Origin of the sequence: Flavobacterium sp. (assembly GCF_027490375.1) — a bacterium.
GTDB lineage: Bacteria > Bacteroidota > Bacteroidia > Flavobacteriales > Flavobacteriaceae > Flavobacterium.
The window spans coordinates 54,586-73,805 of record NZ_JAIXYH010000018.1; the positions used below are offsets into that span (position 1 = coordinate 54,586).

The window sequence follows — 19,220 nt, forward strand, 5'->3', positions numbered from 1 at the left end:
GCGCAGCAACGAAACCATTCGCTGTGGGTTACTGCAAACGCCTATGAAATTTCTTCGGTTTCTTCTCTTTCCTTTTGCTGTCATTTACGGTTGGATTACCGCTGTACGCAATTTGCTGTTCGATTTTCAGCTGCTGCGTGGAAAAACGTTTGATGTACCGGTTATCAGCGTTGGAAATTTGTCGGTCGGCGGAACAGGTAAAACACCACATGTCGAATATCTAATTCGCTTGTTGAGTGCATCTCATCGCGTAGCTGTTCTCAGCCGCGGTTACAAACGGAAATCGCAAGGTTTTGTGCTCGCTTCGGCCAATTCTACGGTAGCCGACCTAGGTGATGAACCTTTCCAATACCATCGGAAATTCCCGCAAATTCAAGTGGCCGTTGATGCGAATCGGCGTCGGGGAATCGAACTGTTGAGTCGGAGTTCCTTCCAACCCGAGATCATTTTGCTTGACGATGCTTTTCAACATCGTTATGTTAAGCCGGATGTTCAGATTTTACTGAGCACTTTTGAGCAACCTTTTTTTTCCGATTTTTTACTGCCTACCGGAAACTTGCGCGAATACCGCAGCGGCGCCAAGCGAGCAGATTTGATCGTAATTACCAAATGTCCGCCAGATTTAAATGCCCAGGTTTTAGCTTCGTATGTGTCTGAAATAAAGCGCTATTCGAAAGCCGAAGTTTTTTTCAGTACTGTTGGCTATGCCGAGCAAACGGAAGGCGATTATCAGCTTAAAACATCGGAACTTCCGCAACTTAAAAAAGCGATTTTTACAGGGATTGCACAGCCAAAACCTTTCGTAGCTCAGATTTTAAACCCAACCGATGCTGTGTTTGAATTTGCTGATCACCATGATTTGACGGAGTCGGAACGCGCGATGATTCAAAAATGTGCCGATTTGGTTGTAACGACAGAGAAAGATTATGTTCGGGTAAAATCGGTTTGGGAAAAGCCGGGTTTGTGTTATTTACCTATTCAAGTGCAGTTCGTAGACGAGGCAAGTTTTTTAGCTGCGTTCGAGCGTAAGTTCGCTAAATGTGCCGCTATTCTGCGGAAACGTTCATAAACTGGGCGATCGTTTTGTAAAACGTACTCGGTTCAAATGGTTTTGTAATTACTTCCGACATTCCATATCCCATGAGCATATCGCGATTTTCCAATAAAGAAATTGCCGTTAAAGCAATGATTGGCGTGGTGGAATCGAAATGTCTGATTTGCTCGGTAGCGGCGGTTCCATTCATTCCAGGTAAGTGAACATCCATCAAAACCAAATCAAATTTGCGCTCTTTTAGTATAGAAACTGCATCTTCGCCGGTTTCGACAATTTCGCATAAAATAGATTTCTTTTCCAGCATGCGCTTGGTGATCATTTGGTTGATTTTATTGTCTTCAACTAAAAGAACTTTCTTTTCCATAAGCACACTTTCGTCTACAACTTTTTCGGGTGCTTGCACATTCGATACTTCTTCATAGGTAAAATAGCAGGTAAAACTAAAAGTGCTGCCTTTTCCCATTTCACTTTCTACCTTAATTTTCGAACCCATAACGCTTAAAATGCGTTTTACAATGGCCAAGCCCAAACCGGTTCCGCCGTACTTGCGATTGATTTCGTTACTGCCTTGTGTAAAGCTATCAAATACGGTGTCGATTTTATCTTTTGGAATTCCAATTCCCGTATCGCTGATGATAAATTCTATCGATACCCGATCTTTATCAAACGCACCAACACGCGCAAGTAGTTTGACACTTCCGTTAGAAGTAAACTTCAAAGAGTTATTCAGTAAATTCAATAACACCTGTGATAGCTTGGTGCGGTCACCAAATGTTCGAGTGGGAATACTATCGTCTATTTCTAAGATTAATTCGTTTCGGTGCTCTTTCGCTAATTCCTGAATAGAGCTAACCAAGTCTTGCAAAAGAACACGGATGTCGAAATAACTTTCATCCAGCTCTAAGGTATTCGATTCAATTCGTGTAATTTCGAGGATTTCATTTATGTAATTCAGCAGGTGATTCGCGCTGAATTTCAACGAATTCAAATACTCTAGTTGATGTGCTTCCGGTTTTTCAGATAATAGCAAGTGCGTTAATCCGGTGATGGCGTGCAAAGGCGTTCGCAGCTCATGACTAACTGTCGATAAAAACTCAGATCGAACTGCCGAGGCTTTTTCTGCGCGCTCTTTAGCGATTTGCAGCTCTTGGTTTTTCTCTTTCAGTGCTTTATTGCTTTGTTTTCGAATGCGGTTATTTCGGTACAGCGACATACATAGCAGAGACAAAATCGCAACCGATGAAAAGCTCAAGATGTTTATTAGCTTCGAAAATCGCTCTCCTGCATGATCTAAAGAAATGTCGGCCTTGATATTGGCACTAATACTCTTTTCCTTAGGTGGTTCGCTTAAAGTTGTTAGTGCAACAGGTTTTAAAGAAAAGCTTGGCTGGACTGCAAACACGTAGCTGTTGCACTGCAACAGTACAATTAGGAGAACTAAAGATTTATGTCTGAGAAAACCTTGCAAAATTTTTAAGTCACTGTTCAAAAGTAGCATTATTTTTTGGCTATATGCCGCAAAAGGTCAATTATTCTCGACGAATAACCTGTTTCGTTATCGTACCAACCTACAATTTTGACCATTCGATCGATGACCGAGGTTAGTTGCGCATCAAACAAACACGAATTTCGGTTTCCCAAAATATCTACTGAAACAATTGGATCTTCGGTGTAAGCAAGGATTCCCTTATACCTGTTTTCGGCAGCGAATCGGAACGCCGCATTAATTTCTGAAACACTGGTTTCCCGACTCACATAGCAAGTAATATCGGTTAACGAACCGTCGGGAACCGGAACGCGAATACCGCCTCCGCCCATTTTATTGGATAAATTTGGAAAAATACGCGTAAGCGCTTTTGCTGCTCCCGTTGTAGTGGGCACAATCGACTGTGATGCCGCTCGTGCTCTCCGCAAATCTTTATGTGGCTGATCGTGCAAGCTCTGGTCAGTAGTATAGGAGTGAACCGTTGTAATGTAAGCCTGTTCAATACCGCACAATTCGTCGATAATTTTCAACATAGGTGCCGCATTATTTGTCGTACAACTCGCGTTAGAAATCAGTTTTTCACTGCCGTCTAAAACCGCTTCGTTTACGCCTAAAACCACCATTTTTATAGCTTCCGTTTCCGATGGAGCAGCTAAAATTACCTTCTGCACACCTGTTTTCAAATGCTGCGAAAGCTCGTCGACTGTTTTAAACTTTCCAGAACTTTCAATAACGTAATCCACCGAGTGCCGATCCCAGCTAATGTCGGCCGGATTGCCGTGTTGCGAATAATTAATCTGATGCTGATTCAGCGTAAAACCCTCCGCCGTTGCTTCTATTTCATCTGATAAAATACCGTGAATGCTATCGTATTTCAACAAATGAAGCATGGTACTTTTGTCGGCAACATCGTTTATAGCTACCACTTCAATGTCGGTTTCTCGCGCCAATAAACGCAATAAAGTGCGTCCAATGCGGCCAAAACCGTTAATGCCAACTCTAATTTTTGCCACTTATAAAATGTGCTTTTGTGCTTTATACGACGAGCGAACCAAGGCACCGCTTTCAACGTGTCTAAATCCTAAGCTGTAGCCGTATTCTTCGTATTTCTTAAACTGCTCAGGTGTGATAAATTCTTTCACAGGCAGGTGTTTTTTACTCGGCTGCAAGTATTGGCCAATCGTTACTACGTCAACATCGTTGGCACGTAAATCGCGCATGGTTTCCATAACTTCGGCCTCAGTTTCTCCCAAACCAAGCATAATTCCGCTTTTTGTTCGGTTAATTCCGTTGGCTTTCAAGTATTTTAAAACGGCTAACGAACGATCGTATTTCGCCTGAATACGTACTTCACGTGTAAGTCGGCGTACCGTTTCCATATTGTGCGATACCACTTCTGGATTGGCTGCAACAATGCGGTCAAGCTGTCGCTCGTTTCCTTGAAAATCGGGGATAAGCGTTTCTAAAGTGGTACCCGGACTCATACGTCGGATGGCAGCCACCGTTTCTTCCCAAATGATCGATCCGCCGTCTTTCAAGTCGTCGCGGTCCACGCTAGTTATAACTGCGTGTTTGATATTCATAATTTTAATGGAACGCGCAACTTTTTCAGGTTCTTCCCAATCAACGGTCTCGGGTCTGCCTGTTTTTACGCCACAAAAACCACACGAACGCGTACAAATATTGCCGAGAATCATAAACGTTGCCGTTCCTTCTCCCCAACATTCGCCCATATTCGGGCAACTTCCCGAGGTGCAAATAGTGTTTAATTTATATTGATCTACCAAACCGCGTAATTCGGTGTATTTTTTTCCGATCGGCAGTTTCACCTTTAGCCATTTTGGCTTGGCTTGTGTAGTGTTTTGTTGTTCTAAAACCGTCTCCATAGTTTCAAATTACGAGGTAAAGATACGTTTAAAATCTTGTTTTTTGTGGGCGGCAATTCCCGCTTTTCACTTCATCCCGATTGCTATCGGGACGCAAAGCAATATGCGCGTTCACTCGGCGCACAACGGGCTTCCTGCGGTCGCCGTTTTGCTTCGGTTCACGCAGCAAATTGCTTTTTGCGCGCTTTCCGTTGCAATCGGGGCCGCAAAAGCGTTACAACACAGTCTTATCCGATTCTTCTGCTTCTTTCTTGTCGTAGTGTTCCCGAATCTCAACGGGCTTAGCACCTCCGTGCATACGCATTTGCAACACGTCAACCAAAAGCGAAAACGCCATAGCAAAATAGATGTATCCCTTCGGAATTTCCACACCGCAACCTTCCGCTACAAGCGAAAATCCGATCAACAAAAGAAAGGCCAACGCCAGCATTTTAAACGCCGGATGCTTGTTTACGAAATTACTGATAGGTTCGGCAGCAAACATCATTATGGCAACTGTTACAATAACCGCAACATACATAACCCACACTTCGCGAACCATTCCTATAGCTGTTATAATCGAATCAATCGAGAAAACCATATCCATAATTAAAATCTGAACCAGTACTTTTCCAAAGGTTACCGCCGCTGTTTTTACGGTTTGATCGCCGCTAACACCTTCCATTTTATGGTGAATTTCAGTTGCGCTCTTGTACAACAAAAACAAACCTCCGGCCACTAAAATCAAGTCTTTACCAGAAAATCCTTTTTCAAAAACATGAAACAAAGGTTCTTCGAGTTTGAGTATAATGCCAATAATTAGCAGTAAACCAATTCGCAAAATTCCGGCAAGAATTAATCCCAATCGGCGCGCTTTTTTCTGTTCGCTAGCAGGCAATCTGTTGGCTAAAATACTGATAAAGATTACGTTGTCTATTCCTAGAACAACCTCTAAGGCAATTAAGCTGAGTAACGAAATAAGTAACTCGTATTCCATAAGTTTTGTTAGTTTGTGCGCAAATTTAGTTGCTGTTTAAGCTTTGTTGTATCTTGTTTAGGGTACTTTAACAAATTTTATTCTGTTACCTTTGGCCGCTTAAAATACCAGAAGATTTAATTCGAAACCATGGAAGTAAAAGATACCAACGGAACCTTGTTACAAGACGGCGACACAGTTACCGTTATTAAAGATTTAAAAGTGAAAGGTAGTTCGGCAGTCATAAAGCGCGGAACAGTTGTTAAGAACATTCGCTTAACCGACGACGCCGCAGAAATCGACTGTCGAGTGAATAAAGTTGCCCTAGTTTTACGTACCGAGTTTGTGAAGAAAGCATAACACGAATTGTTGACGGCTAAAATGCCGGGACTACCTAAGTTGTTTTTAAAAAAAGCTAGCCTTGAAATTAATCTAGGCTAGCTTTTTCAGAATTTTTTATATATTTTTTTAGTAGGTTTGTTAAACTATTTAAGGCTACTTTTCCTCATATAAGGTCGTAGTTTTTTGTAGTTTAACTCGTTGTCTTTTTTATAGATTTACACGCTCTTTCGGTTTTTTCAATTAATTTCCGATCTTTTCCAACTGTCCAACTTTTGGCCAATTTGGATCTATTTCTAGAGCAACAGCAACATAAACGTCGCCTTTCTTATAATTAAATGCAGTTCCTTTTTTCATTTCTGCAGTAATTTCTTTCGGACTTAAATTGTACATCGCTCCAGTAATTGGATCGATAACTAGGCCAATAACGCCACCAATTAAAATATTTCCAAAGTACCAACCATTTAGTTTCTTGGTGAGCTTTGTTTCGTATGTTTGATAGCCCTCTAATTTTATTGATACTTTGTGTTCTTTTTTACGAGAAAGTTTTACATCAAGAGGCGTTTTTCCTATAATTTCGTTATTAACGTAAACAGTCGCAGCACTCGGATTACTGACAAACTTGACATTCTGCTTTGATCCAGATACTATGGTCGCACAACTTGATAACAAAGCAACGACAAGTGAACACGCAATTAGTTTTTTCATCATGGTTTATTTTAGATTTATTATTTTTTCAACGCAGCAACTACGGTTTAATTTCAAGGCTATTTAGTTTTAAAGTATCGATTTCTAAATTACATTTCTTTAAACTCCCAAAGCAAAATGGCTAGAACACCCTAAGTGCCGTTAGTTCTATTTTTTTCTATTTCTGCCAAAAATAGAAATAATAGGTAACTGCGCAACATTAAATTTTAATAAATATTTACAAAGAAGCTTGTTTTTTTAAGTCCATGGCAATTGTAGCTAACACCCGTCGTACTTGATATTGGTGTACTAGCAGTCGAGCAAAAACTACTGATTGGTTTAAATTCATAATAACTGATTTTTAGATAAATATGAATTTTAATCTCGACTAATATTCGCCTTCGTTGGCAATGATTTCAGCCAGTAATTTCTTTGCGCGAAGCAATTTAATTTTCACGTTATTGAGCGGTTCATTGGTTTTGTTCGCAATTTCTTGATACGACAATTCCTGGAAGTACCGCATTTGGATTACTTGCTGGTAATGCGGTTTGAGCTGCTTGATTTGTCGAAGCAAGTTCGATAAATTTTGTTCTGTAATGAGCACATCTTCCGCGGATGGTGTATCGTCGATAACGCCATACGCCAATTCTTCATCGCCTAAATTGTGAATTTCATGCAGTGCTTTTCTCTTGCGAATCAGGTCAATGTGTACATTCTTGGCAATGGCAATCAGCCAGGTATTGAATTTAAACTCGGGGTTGTAGGTTTTTAGCTTATCGAACGCTTTAGCAAATGTTTCAATGGTAATATCTTCTGCATCTGTTTCGTTTTCAGTTCGTTTCAGCATAAAGCCGTAAACTTCATTCCAGTACTTGTCGAGCAAATGCGTAAAAGCCGTTTGATCGCCTGCAATAGCTAATTGTATGTACTGATTTATTTCCACTGAACTGGTTTTGTAAACGTATTGGCAATGAAGATACACAATTGTGTGAAAACCAATGCTATTTCAAGAATTGGATAAAAATACATCGTATCTTTTTCCTGTAGTTTTCCAGCTGTGAAACCTAAACACAACCAGGTTGAGAGGTATCGTAAACCAATTAACGACACTACGATAATCCATTCAAATTGGGCAATAAGCAACACCGTTGCCAATACTGGAAAAGCTAGTTGTGTAGCATAGAAAATAGATAGCTGTATCCGATCGAATGCTTTGTAATAGTTTGCAGTGGTCGAATGCCTACGCTTTTGGCGAAACCAAGTTCCAAAAGTTGTCTTCGGTTCGCTGATGGTAAAGGCATGTGGCGCATCGGCATAGGTCGTATTTTTCTTGGTAGCTACTTGATTCACAAATAAATCGTCGTCGCCCGAACGCAATTTTAAGTGATCTCTAAATCCATCTACTTTGAAGAACTCCTCGCGCTTATATGCTAAATTTCGGCCAACTCCCATGTACGGTTTTCCGGCTAAAGTCCATCCAAAATATTGAACGGCAGCTAACAAGGTTTCGTATCGAATCAGTTTATTCAAAAATGAATTGGGTATTTTTCGGTATTTTCCATAGCCTAAAACAATCGTTTTTTGCATGGTAAACTGTCCGGCCATTTCCTTTAACCACTGATTTGACGCCGGAACGCAATCGGCATCAATAAAAAGTAAGTATTCTTTTGTGGCTGCTTTAATGCCTAATGTCAGTGCAAATTTTTTGTTGCCCCAAAAAGCTTCGTTATTAACTACTTTAACGATCTTAATCATGGGGTATTGCGCCTGAAACTGTTCAAAGACCTCTAAAGTTTCATCGCTAGAAGCATCGTCAATCAAAACAATTTCAAAGTCGTGGTACTCTTGCGCAGCTAAAAGTGGAATGAGGCGTTCAACGTTTTTCTCTTCATTCTTAGCGCAAACTAAAACCGAAACACCAATTTTTTTTGGCGTTCCGCTGCGAACGGGTTTAAAGCTAAATTTCGCAAAAACAGCCCAATAATAAAGGAGTTGCAGCACAACCACAACGGCAAAAACACAAAGTAAAATGGCATACATAGCTAGCTGTTCAGTTTTGTCGGCGGCAAAGGTACAAAGCTGCGTTCGATTAAAAAATTTTGTCGGATTTCAGTCGGCTACTTCTCAAAGAAATGTATACGAAAGCACGAAACTCTCACACATTTTACCTTAAACCGATTCGGGAACTAAATTAACTTCGGGTTCAATCGCTATATCAAACGTATCTAAAACTACTTGTTTGACTTCCAAGGCTAATTGGTACAACTCAGGGCCGCTCGCCGAACCGTAATTTACAAGTACCAACGCTTGTTTTTCATGCACTCCTGCGTCTCCGCGACGAAATCCTTTGTAACCAGACTTTTCGATCAGATATCCTGCAGGTATTTTTACTGTTCCATCTTCGAGTAAGTAATATTTGATATCGGGATGTTTGGCCAGTACTTCCGCAAATTTATCGGCACTGATAATCGGATTTTTGAAAAAACTACCGCTGTTGCCCAATACATTTGGATCGGGAAGTTTCGATTGGCGGATTTTAATCACCGCACGACTTACATCTATCGGCGTAGGTTCGCTGATGCCGGCAATTTCCAATTCTTGCAAGATATCGCCGTAATTCAAATGTAACTGGTGGTTTCGTTTTGTGAGTTTGAATACAACTGAGGTAATGATGTACGTACCTTTTAGCGCGCCTTTGAAAATGCTTTCGCGATATGCAAATTGGCAATCGTCGGTATGAAAGGTTTTAAATTCTGCTGTTTTTCGGTGCAAAGCTTCGCAATACACCATTACGTCTTTGATTTCTACGCCGTAGGCACCAATGTTTTGCATCGGTGCAGTTCCCGTGTTTCCAGGAATGAGCGATAAATTTTCCAATCCGCCGTAGCCATTTTCCAAACAGTACACCACCAATTCGTGCCAATTCTGTCCGGCTTGCGCTTTGATCCAAACAAAATCGTCGTCTTCATCTAGAATTTCAATTCCCGAAAAATTAATTCGCACTACCGGAATGGCAATATCGCGACTCAACAATATATTACTGCCTCCGTTTAAAACAAAGTAGTTGCTGTCTTTTAATTCTTCGACAATTTCTACCAGCTCAGACAAAGTGTTTGCCGTGTAAAGTTCTTGAGCTGTTACATCAATTCCAAAGGTGTTGAACGGCTTTAGCGATACGTTTTTGTCGGGCGTCATATAAATTCAATTGGTGCGTCGGTGATTATGCTGCCAAATTTCGCGTTATAGATTTTATGCCACAAGTGAAAAACCAATAAAGGTGTTATTACCGCAGTATATTGGTTCGGATTTTTGAAAAACTCATTCACCAAACGGTTCTTGTCAATATTTTTGAAGTAAGGCAACTCGAAAATCGGACTTTTTCGCAGCGCTTCTACGTCGTTTCGCAAGGCATCTATTTGGGTTAAATACTTGGTGTAGGGCGCACTTAATCCAACTTTTCTGAAATCGGTTACTTCTTTTGGCAAACGTTTCATCAACGACTGTTTCTGAACATATTTACCTTTTTTTCCAGTGAACAACCAACGATCGGCTAATTTTCCTGCGCCGATGATCAGTTTGTGATCGAGAAACGGTTCCCGACATTCAATCGATGCTCCCATGGTACAACGGTCGTTTCGATCAAGTAACGATGCCAAGTAAGTATGCTGATCAAAGTACAGCGCCTGTCTTTGTAAATTATTGGGATACAATTGTTTCGCTTCCGCCAAAATTTGATAACGATAAGCGTTTTCAGGCTCGGAAGCCAAATTATACTGCTTTTTTAAATCGTTCGGGTACAAGTTACTGCCGTTATAGATAACGCGAGCATCATTCGAGCTTATTTGCGAATAGCGGTAAAGTTTATCCCACCTTTTCGAACTTCGGAAAAATTCTAAGGCACCGCTTACTCGAGCCGCATGAATTAAATTTGGATAGGCGAGCGGTTTGTAGCGTACATAACCGCCAAACAATTCGTCGGCACCTTCACCCGAAAGCAACACTTTTACATTCGATTTCGCCAAACCTGCTAAAGCTAGCAGATGCGGTTCGCTCAAATGCGTAAGCGGTTCGTCTTGTAAATAAATGGATTGCAATAAATTGCCGTAAAAATCGCTGCCGTTAATTTCCAACTCATGGTGTTTGAAACCAAACTGGTTCGATACTTTGCGAGCTAACTGCGATTCGTCGTGCTCTGCTTCTGCGAAAGCAACATTAAAAGTATTGATGTTTTTAAACTGCTGTTGAAATAAGGAAGCCGCCACAGCTGTCGAATCGAGCCCGCCGCTAAGCATTAAGCCAACAGGAACGTCGCTAACCATACGTAATGCCACCGATTCGTCGAAAGTTTCTGTAAACCACGCTACTGGGTCATTGATTTGAGAAGCCTTTGCAATTTCTTCACCCAAATTCCACCATCGAGTTTCGCTAATGTAGCCTTGTGCGCTGATTTTTATAAAATGACCAGGTAACACTTTTTTGATGTTTGCAAAAAGTGTGCTTGTCCCCGCAGCGAAGCGATTAAAAAAGTATTCTTTGATACTTTCGGTAGCTAATACAATCGGAATATCGGCACTAAAAAGCGCTTTTTGTTCACTTGCAAACAGGTACGTATTTCCGTGCGTGGTGTAATAGAGCGGCTTTACACCCATGCGATCGCGAACAAGCGTGAGGCTGCGCTCTTGCGTATCGTAAACGGCAAAAGCAAACATGCCACGTAAGCGAGGTAAAATGGCAGTTCCATACTTACTATAGCATTCAACTAAAACTTCAGTATCTGAATTTGATTTTAATTGAAAACCGTCGGCGCGAAGCTCGTCGGCTAATTCTTTGAAATTATAGATTTCACCGTTATACGTAATCACAAAACGCTCATTTGCGGATGTAAATGGTTGATGCGCCGCCGACGATAGGTCGAGTATGGATAAGCGTCGGTGACCGAATCCGCAATTCGAAGCGGTGTAATATCCGTAGTCGTCCGGACCGCGATGCTCCAATGCGAGCGTCATTTTTTCCAGAAGCGCTCTTTCTGTAAAGAGGTTATCTTTAATTTTAAATATTCCGGTTATTCCACACATGTTGTTTTTGGTCGATTAGTTTGTGATAGCGCGCTGCGATTATCTTCATATTTACGTGATAATTCGCATTTTGGGCTACAAATTCTCTGTTTTTTTGGGTGGCTTCAACGATTTTATCTCTGTTTTCGCCGATCCATAATAACGAATCTGCTAGTTTCTGTGGGGATGCAGAAACGAGCAATCCGTTTTCCAAATCAGTTATAAATGATTGGTTCCCAGGAATATCGCTAACCACTGGAAAACAACCCGCAGCCATGGCCTCAAAAAGCGAGGCTGAAACGCCCTCGGTTTCCGGCATTGATATATAAATCGGGTGTTCCGACAGTAATTTCGGTAATGCTGTATTGGGAATGCGGCCTGTGAAAACAACCTCTTTGCTAATGTTTAGCTCGCGAGCAAGGGATTGCAACTGTTCTTTCTGCGCACCATCACCAATTATAGTTAGTTGAAAATCAACATTTCTTTGCTTTATTATTCCAAACGCCTTTATTACTAAATCGTGTCGATATTCCGGAAGTAAGCTTCGCGTGACAATGCACTTTAATTTCGGTTCCGATTCTGGAAAGCGCGTAAAATAAAAACGGTCGGTGTCAATTCCTTTGGGTAGAACCAACACTTTATCCATATCTACACCCGCTGCCTTCATCGAATGCGTCATAACAATGCCCCAAGCATGAATCAAATCCGCTTTTTGGAATGCGTAGTTCTGTATGGCTTTTTTTAACGGATAAAGAACCGAATTTTCAGGCCATAAGTCGGTTCGTCCTTGTTGAGCAATCACGCAGGGTCTTACTTGCGAAAGCGCGGCTAGAAATCCGTAACTGGTTGTTCGTTCTGCAATTACCATATCCGGACGTTCTTCTCGAATAATGCGCTTTATTTTCGGTAAGCAAAATAAATACTCGAACATCCGCTGCGTGCGATCTTTAAAGCTGTAGCCGCCTTGTCCCAATTCCCAAGTCACGAATTCAAAATCGCCATAGGTTTCGAGTCCGCGCATCCAAGTTTGGGCGTCGGTACGGTACACTTCACCTAAAAATAAAATCTTTCTTTTCATTAGTCGGCAACGTCGAAAGCGCGATTTAAAAAGTCGTTTAAAGGTTTTATTATTTTGAAATTTGCGACAACATCAGAAATGAAATTGCTCTTAAATAAATCGTCGAACGGGATATCGCGCTGTACGATAAAACTTTTTAGTTGTAAGTGTTTGATGGCAGGATGATCTTTTTCGAAATCTTTTGGAGCTGTTTTTAGTGTGTGCTCGTCGCGTTGTAAATCTCCAAAAGTAGACTTAAACTTTTTTTCCGAAAGTATTTCCTGTAAATCGTCGTAAAAGAAGGCTATTTCTGTGCGGATTTTCTTTAAATCTTTGGCCTCGGGCATGTAAATTCCTCCCGCGAGAAAACTTCCTTTGGGATCAACGTGCAAATAATATCCGGCTTTCGGATTGTTGGCATGCGCGGGCGAAATCCAAAAGCCCATATGTGTTTTGTAAGGCGATTTGTCTTTGGAGAATCGAATGTCGCGATTAATGCGAAAAACCACTTTTTTAGCTTCTACATCGGCCATTCCTAAATCGAATTCTTGGACGCCTGATAATAACTCTTGTGCCAATTCCAAATAGTGTTTCCGATATTTTTGGTAGCTATCTTGCTTACTTTGAAACCAATCGCGGTTGTTGTTTTCGGCCAGATCCTTTAAAAATGCTATCGCTTCTTGCTGTATCATTTTGTTTTTTCTTCAAATTGAGCTGTTGTGAATGAACCTATTTCTGCCCACTTTTGTTCGCCAGCCTCGTAAAATTGCACGTACGGAAGTGTGGTTACGTTAAATGCTCTAGCAAGCATTTTATTTGCTTCTACGTCTAATCGCAACACTTGTACTTCTGGATGCGCCTTTTCAAAAGCTTCAACCTCGGGTTTCATTTTAATGCAAGGCGCACACCATGAGGCCGAAAATACAACCAAAGTCTTTTTTCGCGCGCGTAATTTTGCTTGAAAATCGCTCACCGACATTCCTTTCTGATTTTCTGGAATGGGTAATTGTGCTTGGTTTTGATACGCACTGTAGCCTCCTTTTAGTTCGTAAACGTTCTTGAAGCCGTTCGAAACCAAAGCAGCCGCCGCCTTTTTGCTTCTTCCTCCACTCAAACAAAAAACGAGTACAGGTTTTTCTTTGTCGAGTTGTTGTACTTCTTTATTGAAATCGGCACCATTCCAATCGATATTTTTCGATTTGGAAATCGTTCCGTTTTTGAATTCTCCGGGAGTACGTACGTCTAACAGTTGTGCGTCTTTATGCAGCGCAAGTTTTTGAAATTCAGTTACATCTACTTGTTTGAAGTCGGTCGTTTGTCCTTGACACGAGGAACCGATTAACAGTAAAATAGCGTATGAAATTAGTTGCTTTATTCTCATAGTACGAAGGTAAAAGAATATAAATTATAGATTAAAGATTTTGTACGAAATTCCAGCAGCTGTAAGCACTTTCAGCGTTCGGTCTTCGTGGGTATCGGTTACGAAAATCTGTCCGAAGCTACTTTTTGCCACCAAATCGATAATGTATTGGACGCGGAATTCGTCGAGTTTGTCAAAAATATCATCGAATAGGAAAATGGGTTTTTTCCCAATTTTTTGATGCAGCATGGTAAATTGTGCCAGCTTTAATGCAATAAGAAACGACTTTTGTTGTCCTTGCGAGCCAAATTTTTTGATGTTGTGTTTGTTGAGTTTGAATTCGAAATCGTCGCGATGGGTACCAACCGTTGTAAATTGAAGTACGCGATCTTTGGGCAAACTTTCGTGAAGTAAATCCAGAAATCCGCCTACACTTAGATCCGATTTATAAGAAATTTCGGCACTCTCAGCCTGTCCCGAAATGGCTGCATAGTATTCTTGAAACAGCTCGTTGAAAGGTTCTATAAATGCTAAACGCCGTTCGAAAATCAGTTGTGCTTCTCGATCGAGTTGCGCATTGTAGATTTGGAGTGTATCGTTGTCGAAAGTCAGATTTTTAGCAAAAAACTTTAGCAAGGCGTTTCGTTGCGCCAAATTGCGTTGGTATTGAATTACGGCTTGCAGGTAGAGTGGGTCGGTGGAAGCAAGAATGGTGTCCACAAATTTTCGTCTGTTTTCGCTTCCATCGGTAATTAAATCGCGATCGGCGGGCGAAATTAGAACAGCAGGTACGAAACCTAAATGTTCCGAAAACTTCTCATAAGCCTTGCCGTTTCGCTTGAGCACTTTTTTTTGTCCGCGTTTTAGGCTGCAAATCAATTGTTCGTTTTTATTGTCAACGTTGTATTTGCCGTCGATGACAAAAAAGTCGGCATCATGACGAATATTCTGAACAGCCAACGGATTAAAATAGCTTTTGCCGTAGCTCAGGTGGTAAATGGCGTCGAGGACATTGGTTTTTCCGATGCCATTTTTTCCTACAATGGCGTTTAAACCTGCATCAAACTCGAACGATGCATCTTCAAAATTCTTATAATTTAGCAAATGTAGCTCTTGTAGTACCATAAAAAATTTTCGCCGAAAGGCCTCTGCAGAAAACCAAATCGCGGCTGCGGCGGAAAGGTATTTAATAAATCGAAAAATTGGGCTTTTTGGTTTGACAAAAAATTATATTTTTGCACCTCACAAATTTAGAACAATTACGAATGGCAACATACAATAAAAGAGGTTATAAGGCACCGAAACCAAAAGAGGAGAAAGAGCAAGTTGAGGTAATTGAAGATATCAATATCGACGAAAGCCAAAGTACAACCGCTGGTGTTTTTAATACTTTAGACGAAACTGCTTCAAAAACAGAAGCATTTGTTGCTAAAAATCAGACTATTATCTTAGGTGTTATCGGAGCCGTAACTTTAGCAGTTGTTGGTTACTTTGCCTACACAAAATTTATTGTAGAGCCTAAGGAAGAAGATGCGGGAAGCCAAATGTATTTAGCTCAGCAAAACTTTACTAAAGCACTTGATGGAACTAAGAGCGATTCGCTTTTTAAATTAGCACTAAACGGTAGTGAAGGTAAATTTGGTTTCGTTAAAATAGCCGACGAATACAGCGGAACCGACGCTGGAAACATGGCGAACTACTACGCTGGTGTGGCTTATTTGAATTTGAAAGAATTCGATAAAGCTATTTCGTATTTGGAAAAGTTCCAAGGTAAAGATCGCTTCCTTTCTATTTTAGCTGCTGGTGCGATTGGCGACGCTTACGCGGAAAAAAATCAACTTCAACAAGCTTTAGATCAATATGTGAAAGCGTCTGAAATGGAGCAAAACGATTTTACTACTCCGCGTTTCTTGTTCAAAGCAGGTAAAGCGGCTTTAGCTCTAGGTAAGAAAGCCGAGGCATTGAAATTTTTCACGTCGATTAAAGAATCGTACGAGAATACTCCAGAAGGACAGCAAGCAGACACGTTTATTGGTCTAGCTCAATAAATAAAAATTTATGGCGACAGCAAATACCAATCTGTCGAACTACGATAAAGCTTCAATCCCAAACGCGAATGATTTTCGGTTTGGGATTGTTGTTTCAGAGTGGAACGATACCGTTACTGAAGGACTATACGCGGGTGCCGTTCAAGCCCTAATCGACTGTTGTGCGCAACCTCAAAACATAGTGCGCTGGGATGTTCCCGGAAGTTTCGAATTGATTTACGGCGCTAAGAAAATGCTTGAAATTGAAAAGCCCGACGCGCTTATAGTTATCGGTTGCGTGATTAAAGGCGAAACCATGCATTTCGAGTTTGTTTGTGAAGGAGTTACTCAAGGAATTAAAGACCTTAATATTTTAAGTGATACGCCAGTTATTTTTTGTGTCCTGACGGATAATTCCATGCAGCAATCTCTTGATAGAAGCGGCGGGAAGCACGGAAATAAAGGTGTAGAAGCTGCCATTACGGCAATCAAAATGGCCGAACTTCGCCGTAAGGCTAATCAAAAATCTTCCACAAAAAAAGTAGGATTTACCGCTACGCCAAACTTGGAAGCCGCTGTTCCAAAAATTGATAAAAAATAGGGCAAAGGAAGTCGAAAAAGTATGGCATTCTTCGATTCGCTTTAGTTATCTTTACGTTTCATTAGTTTTTTGAAATGTCCAGTATTATACAATTACTTCCCGATCATGTTGCCAATCAGATAGCTGCCGGAGAAGTGGTACAAAGACCGGCTTCTGTTATAAAAGAATTACTGGAAAACGCTGTAGACGCACAAGCTACCGAAATTAAATTATTGATCAAAGAAGCTGGAAAAGCTCTCGTGCAAGTAATTGATAACGGAATTGGAATGTCGGTTACCGATGCCCGAATGTGCTTTGAACGTCATGCTACCAGCAAAATCCGATTGGCCGAAGACTTATTTCAATTAAATACCAAAGGTTTCCGTGGCGAAGCCCTAGCTTCTATTGCCGCAATTGCGCATGTTGAATTGAAAACGCGACAAAATAACGACCAATTAGGAACTCAAATCGTTATCGAAGGTAGTAAAATCGTTTCGCAGCAACCTACAGTTACACCTCAAGGAACGAGCATTGCTGTTAAAAACCTTTTTTTCAACATACCCGCGCGACGCAATTTCCTTAAATCAGATGTTGTTGAAAATAAACATATTATAGACGAATTTCAACGCGTTGTACTCGCACATCCTAATATTCATTTCTTCTTGTATGTGAATGGGAGCGAAGTGTATAATCTGCCCGCAGGGAATTTACGTCAACGGATTGTGGCTGTTTTTTCAGGAAAGATGAACGAGCGTATTTTGCCGCTGCAAGAACATACCGAAGTTGTAGGTATTAACGGCTTTATCGGAAAACCTGAGTTCGCCAAGAAATCGCGTACAGAACAGTTTTTGTTTGTAAACGATCGTTTTATCAAAAGCGGATATTTGCATCATGCCATCATGGGCGGTTTTGAAGGGCTGATTCGCGAAGGGATGCAACCTTCGTATTTTATCTATCTGCAAATCGATCCGAAACACCTCGATATCAATATTCATCCTACAAAAACAGAAATAAAATTCGACGACGAGCACACGATCTACGCCATATTGCGTTCGGCCGTAAAGCACTGTTTAGGTCAGTTTAAAGTAGCGCCCGCACTCGATTTTGAGAAAGATCCGAGTCTGGAAACTCCGTATGAATTGTATGGAAAGGAAGTTAGTATACCCACAATTCAAGTAGATCCGAATTTCAATCCGTTCGGCGAAGCACCCAAACAACAGCGCGGAACTTCATCGTACTACAAAGGACCAGAACCCGCTTGGAAAGCCTTGTACACCGATTTGCCCAATGATTTGCCTGTTATTGAAGCAGAATTTGTTCCCTCACAAACCAACTTGTTTGAAAATACCCGAGTGGAGACCGAATTTGCTCAAGTACAACAGTTGTTCAATAAATACGTGCTTGCAAAAACAGCTAATGGCTTGTTAATTGTCGACCAAAATAAAGCACATCAGCGTATCTTGTACGAAGATTTCTTAAAAAATATCACAGTAACCAAAGGCTTTTCGCAACAGTTGCTTTTTCCAATTGAAATGCATTTAAGCGGTCCAAAAAAAATGCTATTCGAAGACATGAAAGACGCTTTGTATCACATCGGTTTTCAATTTGATATAACAAATTCCGACGGAGTAGTTTCCATTTTGGGAATTCCGCCACTTATTCAAGAATCGGATGCAGAAGATGTTATCAATCAGTTAATAACCGTTATTTCGGAAGGAAGCGTTTCGGATGCGTTCGATTTAAATGATAAAATAGCAAAGAGTTTGGCAATGAGTGTGGCCGTTCGAAACGGACAGTCATTATCGCAATCGGAGTTAGAATCCTTACTACAACGCCTTTTTTCTTGTATGGATTCAACCGTATCGCCCTTTGGAAAACCCATTCAATACACTTTTACTCAGGAAGAGTTAGACCGTAAATTCACATTATGATACAAATTACCGAAACCGTTAAGCATTTGCTTATCATCAATGTAATTCTATTTGTAGGTCGGTTTTTTGTTCCGGCTTTAAACGACCTCCTTGCACTGCACAGTTTTTACGACAATCGTTTTCAATGGTGGCAATTGGTGACGCATATTTTTATGCACGGTGGTATTTTTCACATTTTGTTCAACATGTTTGCCCTAGTTTCATTTGGTTCGGTGATGGAGCAATTTTGGGGAAGTAAAAAGTTTTTGTTTTTTTATTTTTCATGTGGAGTTGCTGGTGCTTTGGTGCAAGGTGGAGTTAATTTTTTTGAAGTTACTCAGGTAATTACTAGTATGCAGGAGCTAGGATTGAATGTAAACCAGATTCGAAGTGTTTTAAATGTGCAGTTCTTATCGGGTAACTATTATGACGGCAGTTTATTTGAAGAAGGTATTCGACAAGTCTTGGGAACTACTGATATTTCTAAAGTTCAGCAATCCGATTTTAACTTACTGTTTTCAACCGCTATCGATGTTCAAACACCAATGGTTGGTGCTTCGGGCGCTATTTATGGATTAATGGTGGCTTTTGCTTTTCTGTTTCCCGAAGCCCGTCTGGCCATGTTATTTTTACCGGTTCCTATCGCGGCAAAGTATTTTGTGCCTGGGATTGTTGCGATTGATTTATATCTAGCTTTAAAAGGCAGTTCTTTGTTTGGGTTTGGCAACATTGCCCACTTCGCGCACTTAGGCGGAGCAGCCATGGGATTTTTGATTATGTGGTATTGGAAACGAACTCAGTTTAACAAAAACAGATGGAATTAAT

General features: G+C 40.8%; 18 protein-coding genes and 1 pseudogene. 6 read left to right on the top strand and 13 right to left on the bottom strand.

The features are described 5' to 3' along the window. Positions 1-43 precede the first annotated feature (43 nt). Positions 44-1,069: a tetraacyldisaccharide 4'-kinase gene (lpxK, locus tag Q0064_RS02740; RefSeq protein ID WP_298143952.1), complete on the top strand. Its 1,026-nt coding sequence runs from the start codon at positions 44-46 to the stop codon at positions 1,067-1,069. Here the strand turns inward: lpxK and Q0064_RS02745 are convergent. The 4 genes from Q0064_RS02745 to Q0064_RS02760 all read right to left on the bottom strand — a co-directional run bounded on the left by Q0064_RS02745 (position 1,047) and on the right by Q0064_RS02760 (position 5,402). Then, a complete protein-coding gene (locus Q0064_RS02745; protein ID WP_298143955.1) occupies positions 1,047-2,552 on the bottom strand; it encodes an ATP-binding protein in 1,506 nt (501 codons plus the stop codon). The two genes, lpxK and Q0064_RS02745, sit on opposite strands and share 23 nt — an antisense overlap. After that, the gene (gene gap, locus Q0064_RS02750; RefSeq protein ID WP_298143958.1) at positions 2,552-3,553 is read right to left on the bottom strand and encodes a type I glyceraldehyde-3-phosphate dehydrogenase; all 1,002 of its coding nucleotides are present in this window, start codon (positions 3,551-3,553) and stop codon (positions 2,552-2,554) included. The genes Q0064_RS02745 and gap overlap by 1 nt, the downstream gene beginning before the upstream one ends. Continuing rightward, positions 3,554-4,426: a lipoyl synthase gene (lipA, locus tag Q0064_RS02755; protein WP_094487488.1), complete on the bottom strand. Its 873-nt coding sequence runs from the start codon at positions 4,424-4,426 to the stop codon at positions 3,554-3,556. Between the two features lie 214 nt (positions 4,427-4,640). Then, a complete protein-coding gene (locus Q0064_RS02760) occupies positions 4,641-5,402 on the bottom strand; it encodes a TerC family protein (RefSeq protein WP_094487487.1) in 762 nt (253 codons plus the stop codon). Between the two features lie 138 nt (positions 5,403-5,540). On the opposite strand from Q0064_RS02760, the pseudogene Q0064_RS02765 reads away from it, so the two are divergent. Further along, positions 5,541-5,741: pseudogene (locus Q0064_RS02765) on the top strand (alkylphosphonate utilization protein); the annotation flags it as partial. Between the two features lie 222 nt (positions 5,742-5,963). On the opposite strand, the gene Q0064_RS02770 reads toward Q0064_RS02765, so the two are convergent. The 9 genes from Q0064_RS02770 to recF all read right to left on the bottom strand — a co-directional run bounded on the left by Q0064_RS02770 (position 5,964) and on the right by recF (position 15,003). Continuing rightward, a complete protein-coding gene (locus Q0064_RS02770) occupies positions 5,964-6,428 on the bottom strand; it encodes a PEGA domain-containing protein (RefSeq protein WP_298143968.1) in 465 nt (154 codons plus the stop codon). A 367-nt stretch (positions 6,429-6,795) separates the two neighbouring features. Then, a complete protein-coding gene (locus Q0064_RS02775; protein WP_298143971.1) occupies positions 6,796-7,350 on the bottom strand; it encodes an RNA polymerase sigma factor in 555 nt (184 codons plus the stop codon). Further along, positions 7,341-8,447 (bottom strand): glycosyltransferase, encoded by a 1,107-nt coding sequence (locus tag Q0064_RS02780; protein ID WP_298143973.1) that lies wholly within the window; start codon positions 8,445-8,447, stop codon positions 7,341-7,343. The genes Q0064_RS02775 and Q0064_RS02780 overlap by 10 nt, the downstream gene beginning before the upstream one ends. Before the next feature lie 129 nt (positions 8,448-8,576). Beyond that, the gene (gene murB, locus Q0064_RS02785; RefSeq protein ID WP_298143976.1) at positions 8,577-9,602 is read right to left on the bottom strand and encodes a UDP-N-acetylmuramate dehydrogenase; all 1,026 of its coding nucleotides are present in this window, start codon (positions 9,600-9,602) and stop codon (positions 8,577-8,579) included. Beyond that, entirely contained in the window at positions 9,599-11,482 is a 1,884-nt protein-coding gene (asnB, locus tag Q0064_RS02790) for an asparagine synthase (glutamine-hydrolyzing) (RefSeq protein WP_298143979.1), read from the bottom strand. Before asnB ends, murB begins: the two co-directional genes overlap by 4 nt. Next, positions 11,457-12,539, bottom strand: a complete 1,083-nt coding sequence (locus Q0064_RS02795) for a glycosyltransferase family 4 protein (RefSeq protein WP_298143982.1) — start codon at positions 12,537-12,539, stop codon at positions 11,457-11,459. Before Q0064_RS02795 ends, asnB begins: the two co-directional genes overlap by 26 nt. Continuing rightward, positions 12,539-13,210: a DUF2461 domain-containing protein gene (locus Q0064_RS02800; RefSeq protein ID WP_298143985.1), complete on the bottom strand. Its 672-nt coding sequence runs from the start codon at positions 13,208-13,210 to the stop codon at positions 12,539-12,541. The genes Q0064_RS02795 and Q0064_RS02800 overlap by 1 nt, the downstream gene beginning before the upstream one ends. Continuing rightward, on the bottom strand, positions 13,207-13,899 hold the full coding sequence (locus Q0064_RS02805; RefSeq protein ID WP_298143989.1) for a rhodanese-like domain-containing protein: 693 nt from the start codon (positions 13,897-13,899) through the stop codon (positions 13,207-13,209). Before Q0064_RS02805 ends, Q0064_RS02800 begins: the two co-directional genes overlap by 4 nt. A 24-nt stretch (positions 13,900-13,923) precedes the next feature. Beyond that, positions 13,924-15,003: a DNA replication and repair protein RecF gene (gene recF / locus Q0064_RS02810; protein WP_298143990.1), complete on the bottom strand. Its 1,080-nt coding sequence runs from the start codon at positions 15,001-15,003 to the stop codon at positions 13,924-13,926. 140 nt (positions 15,004-15,143) lie between these two features. Here recF and Q0064_RS02815 point away from each other — a divergent pair, with 140 nt between their 5' ends. The 4 genes from Q0064_RS02815 to Q0064_RS02830 all read left to right on the top strand — a co-directional run bounded on the left by Q0064_RS02815 (position 15,144) and on the right by Q0064_RS02830 (position 19,219). Beyond that, on the top strand, positions 15,144-15,926 hold the full coding sequence (locus Q0064_RS02815; RefSeq protein WP_298143992.1) for a tetratricopeptide repeat protein: 783 nt from the start codon (positions 15,144-15,146) through the stop codon (positions 15,924-15,926). A gap of 10 nt (positions 15,927-15,936) precedes the next feature. Beyond that, positions 15,937-16,506, top strand: coding sequence for a 6,7-dimethyl-8-ribityllumazine synthase (gene ribH, locus Q0064_RS02820; protein ID WP_298143995.1), 570 nt, complete (start codon positions 15,937-15,939; stop codon positions 16,504-16,506). 74 nt (positions 16,507-16,580) lie between these two features. Further along, complete coding sequence (gene mutL / locus Q0064_RS02825; RefSeq protein ID WP_298143997.1) at positions 16,581-18,416, top strand: DNA mismatch repair endonuclease MutL; 1,836 nt, start codon at positions 16,581-16,583, stop codon at positions 18,414-18,416. Next, complete coding sequence (locus Q0064_RS02830) at positions 18,413-19,219, top strand: rhomboid family intramembrane serine protease (RefSeq protein ID WP_298143999.1); 807 nt, start codon at positions 18,413-18,415, stop codon at positions 19,217-19,219. Before mutL ends, Q0064_RS02830 begins: the two co-directional genes overlap by 4 nt. Position 19,220: the final 1 nt, after the last annotated feature.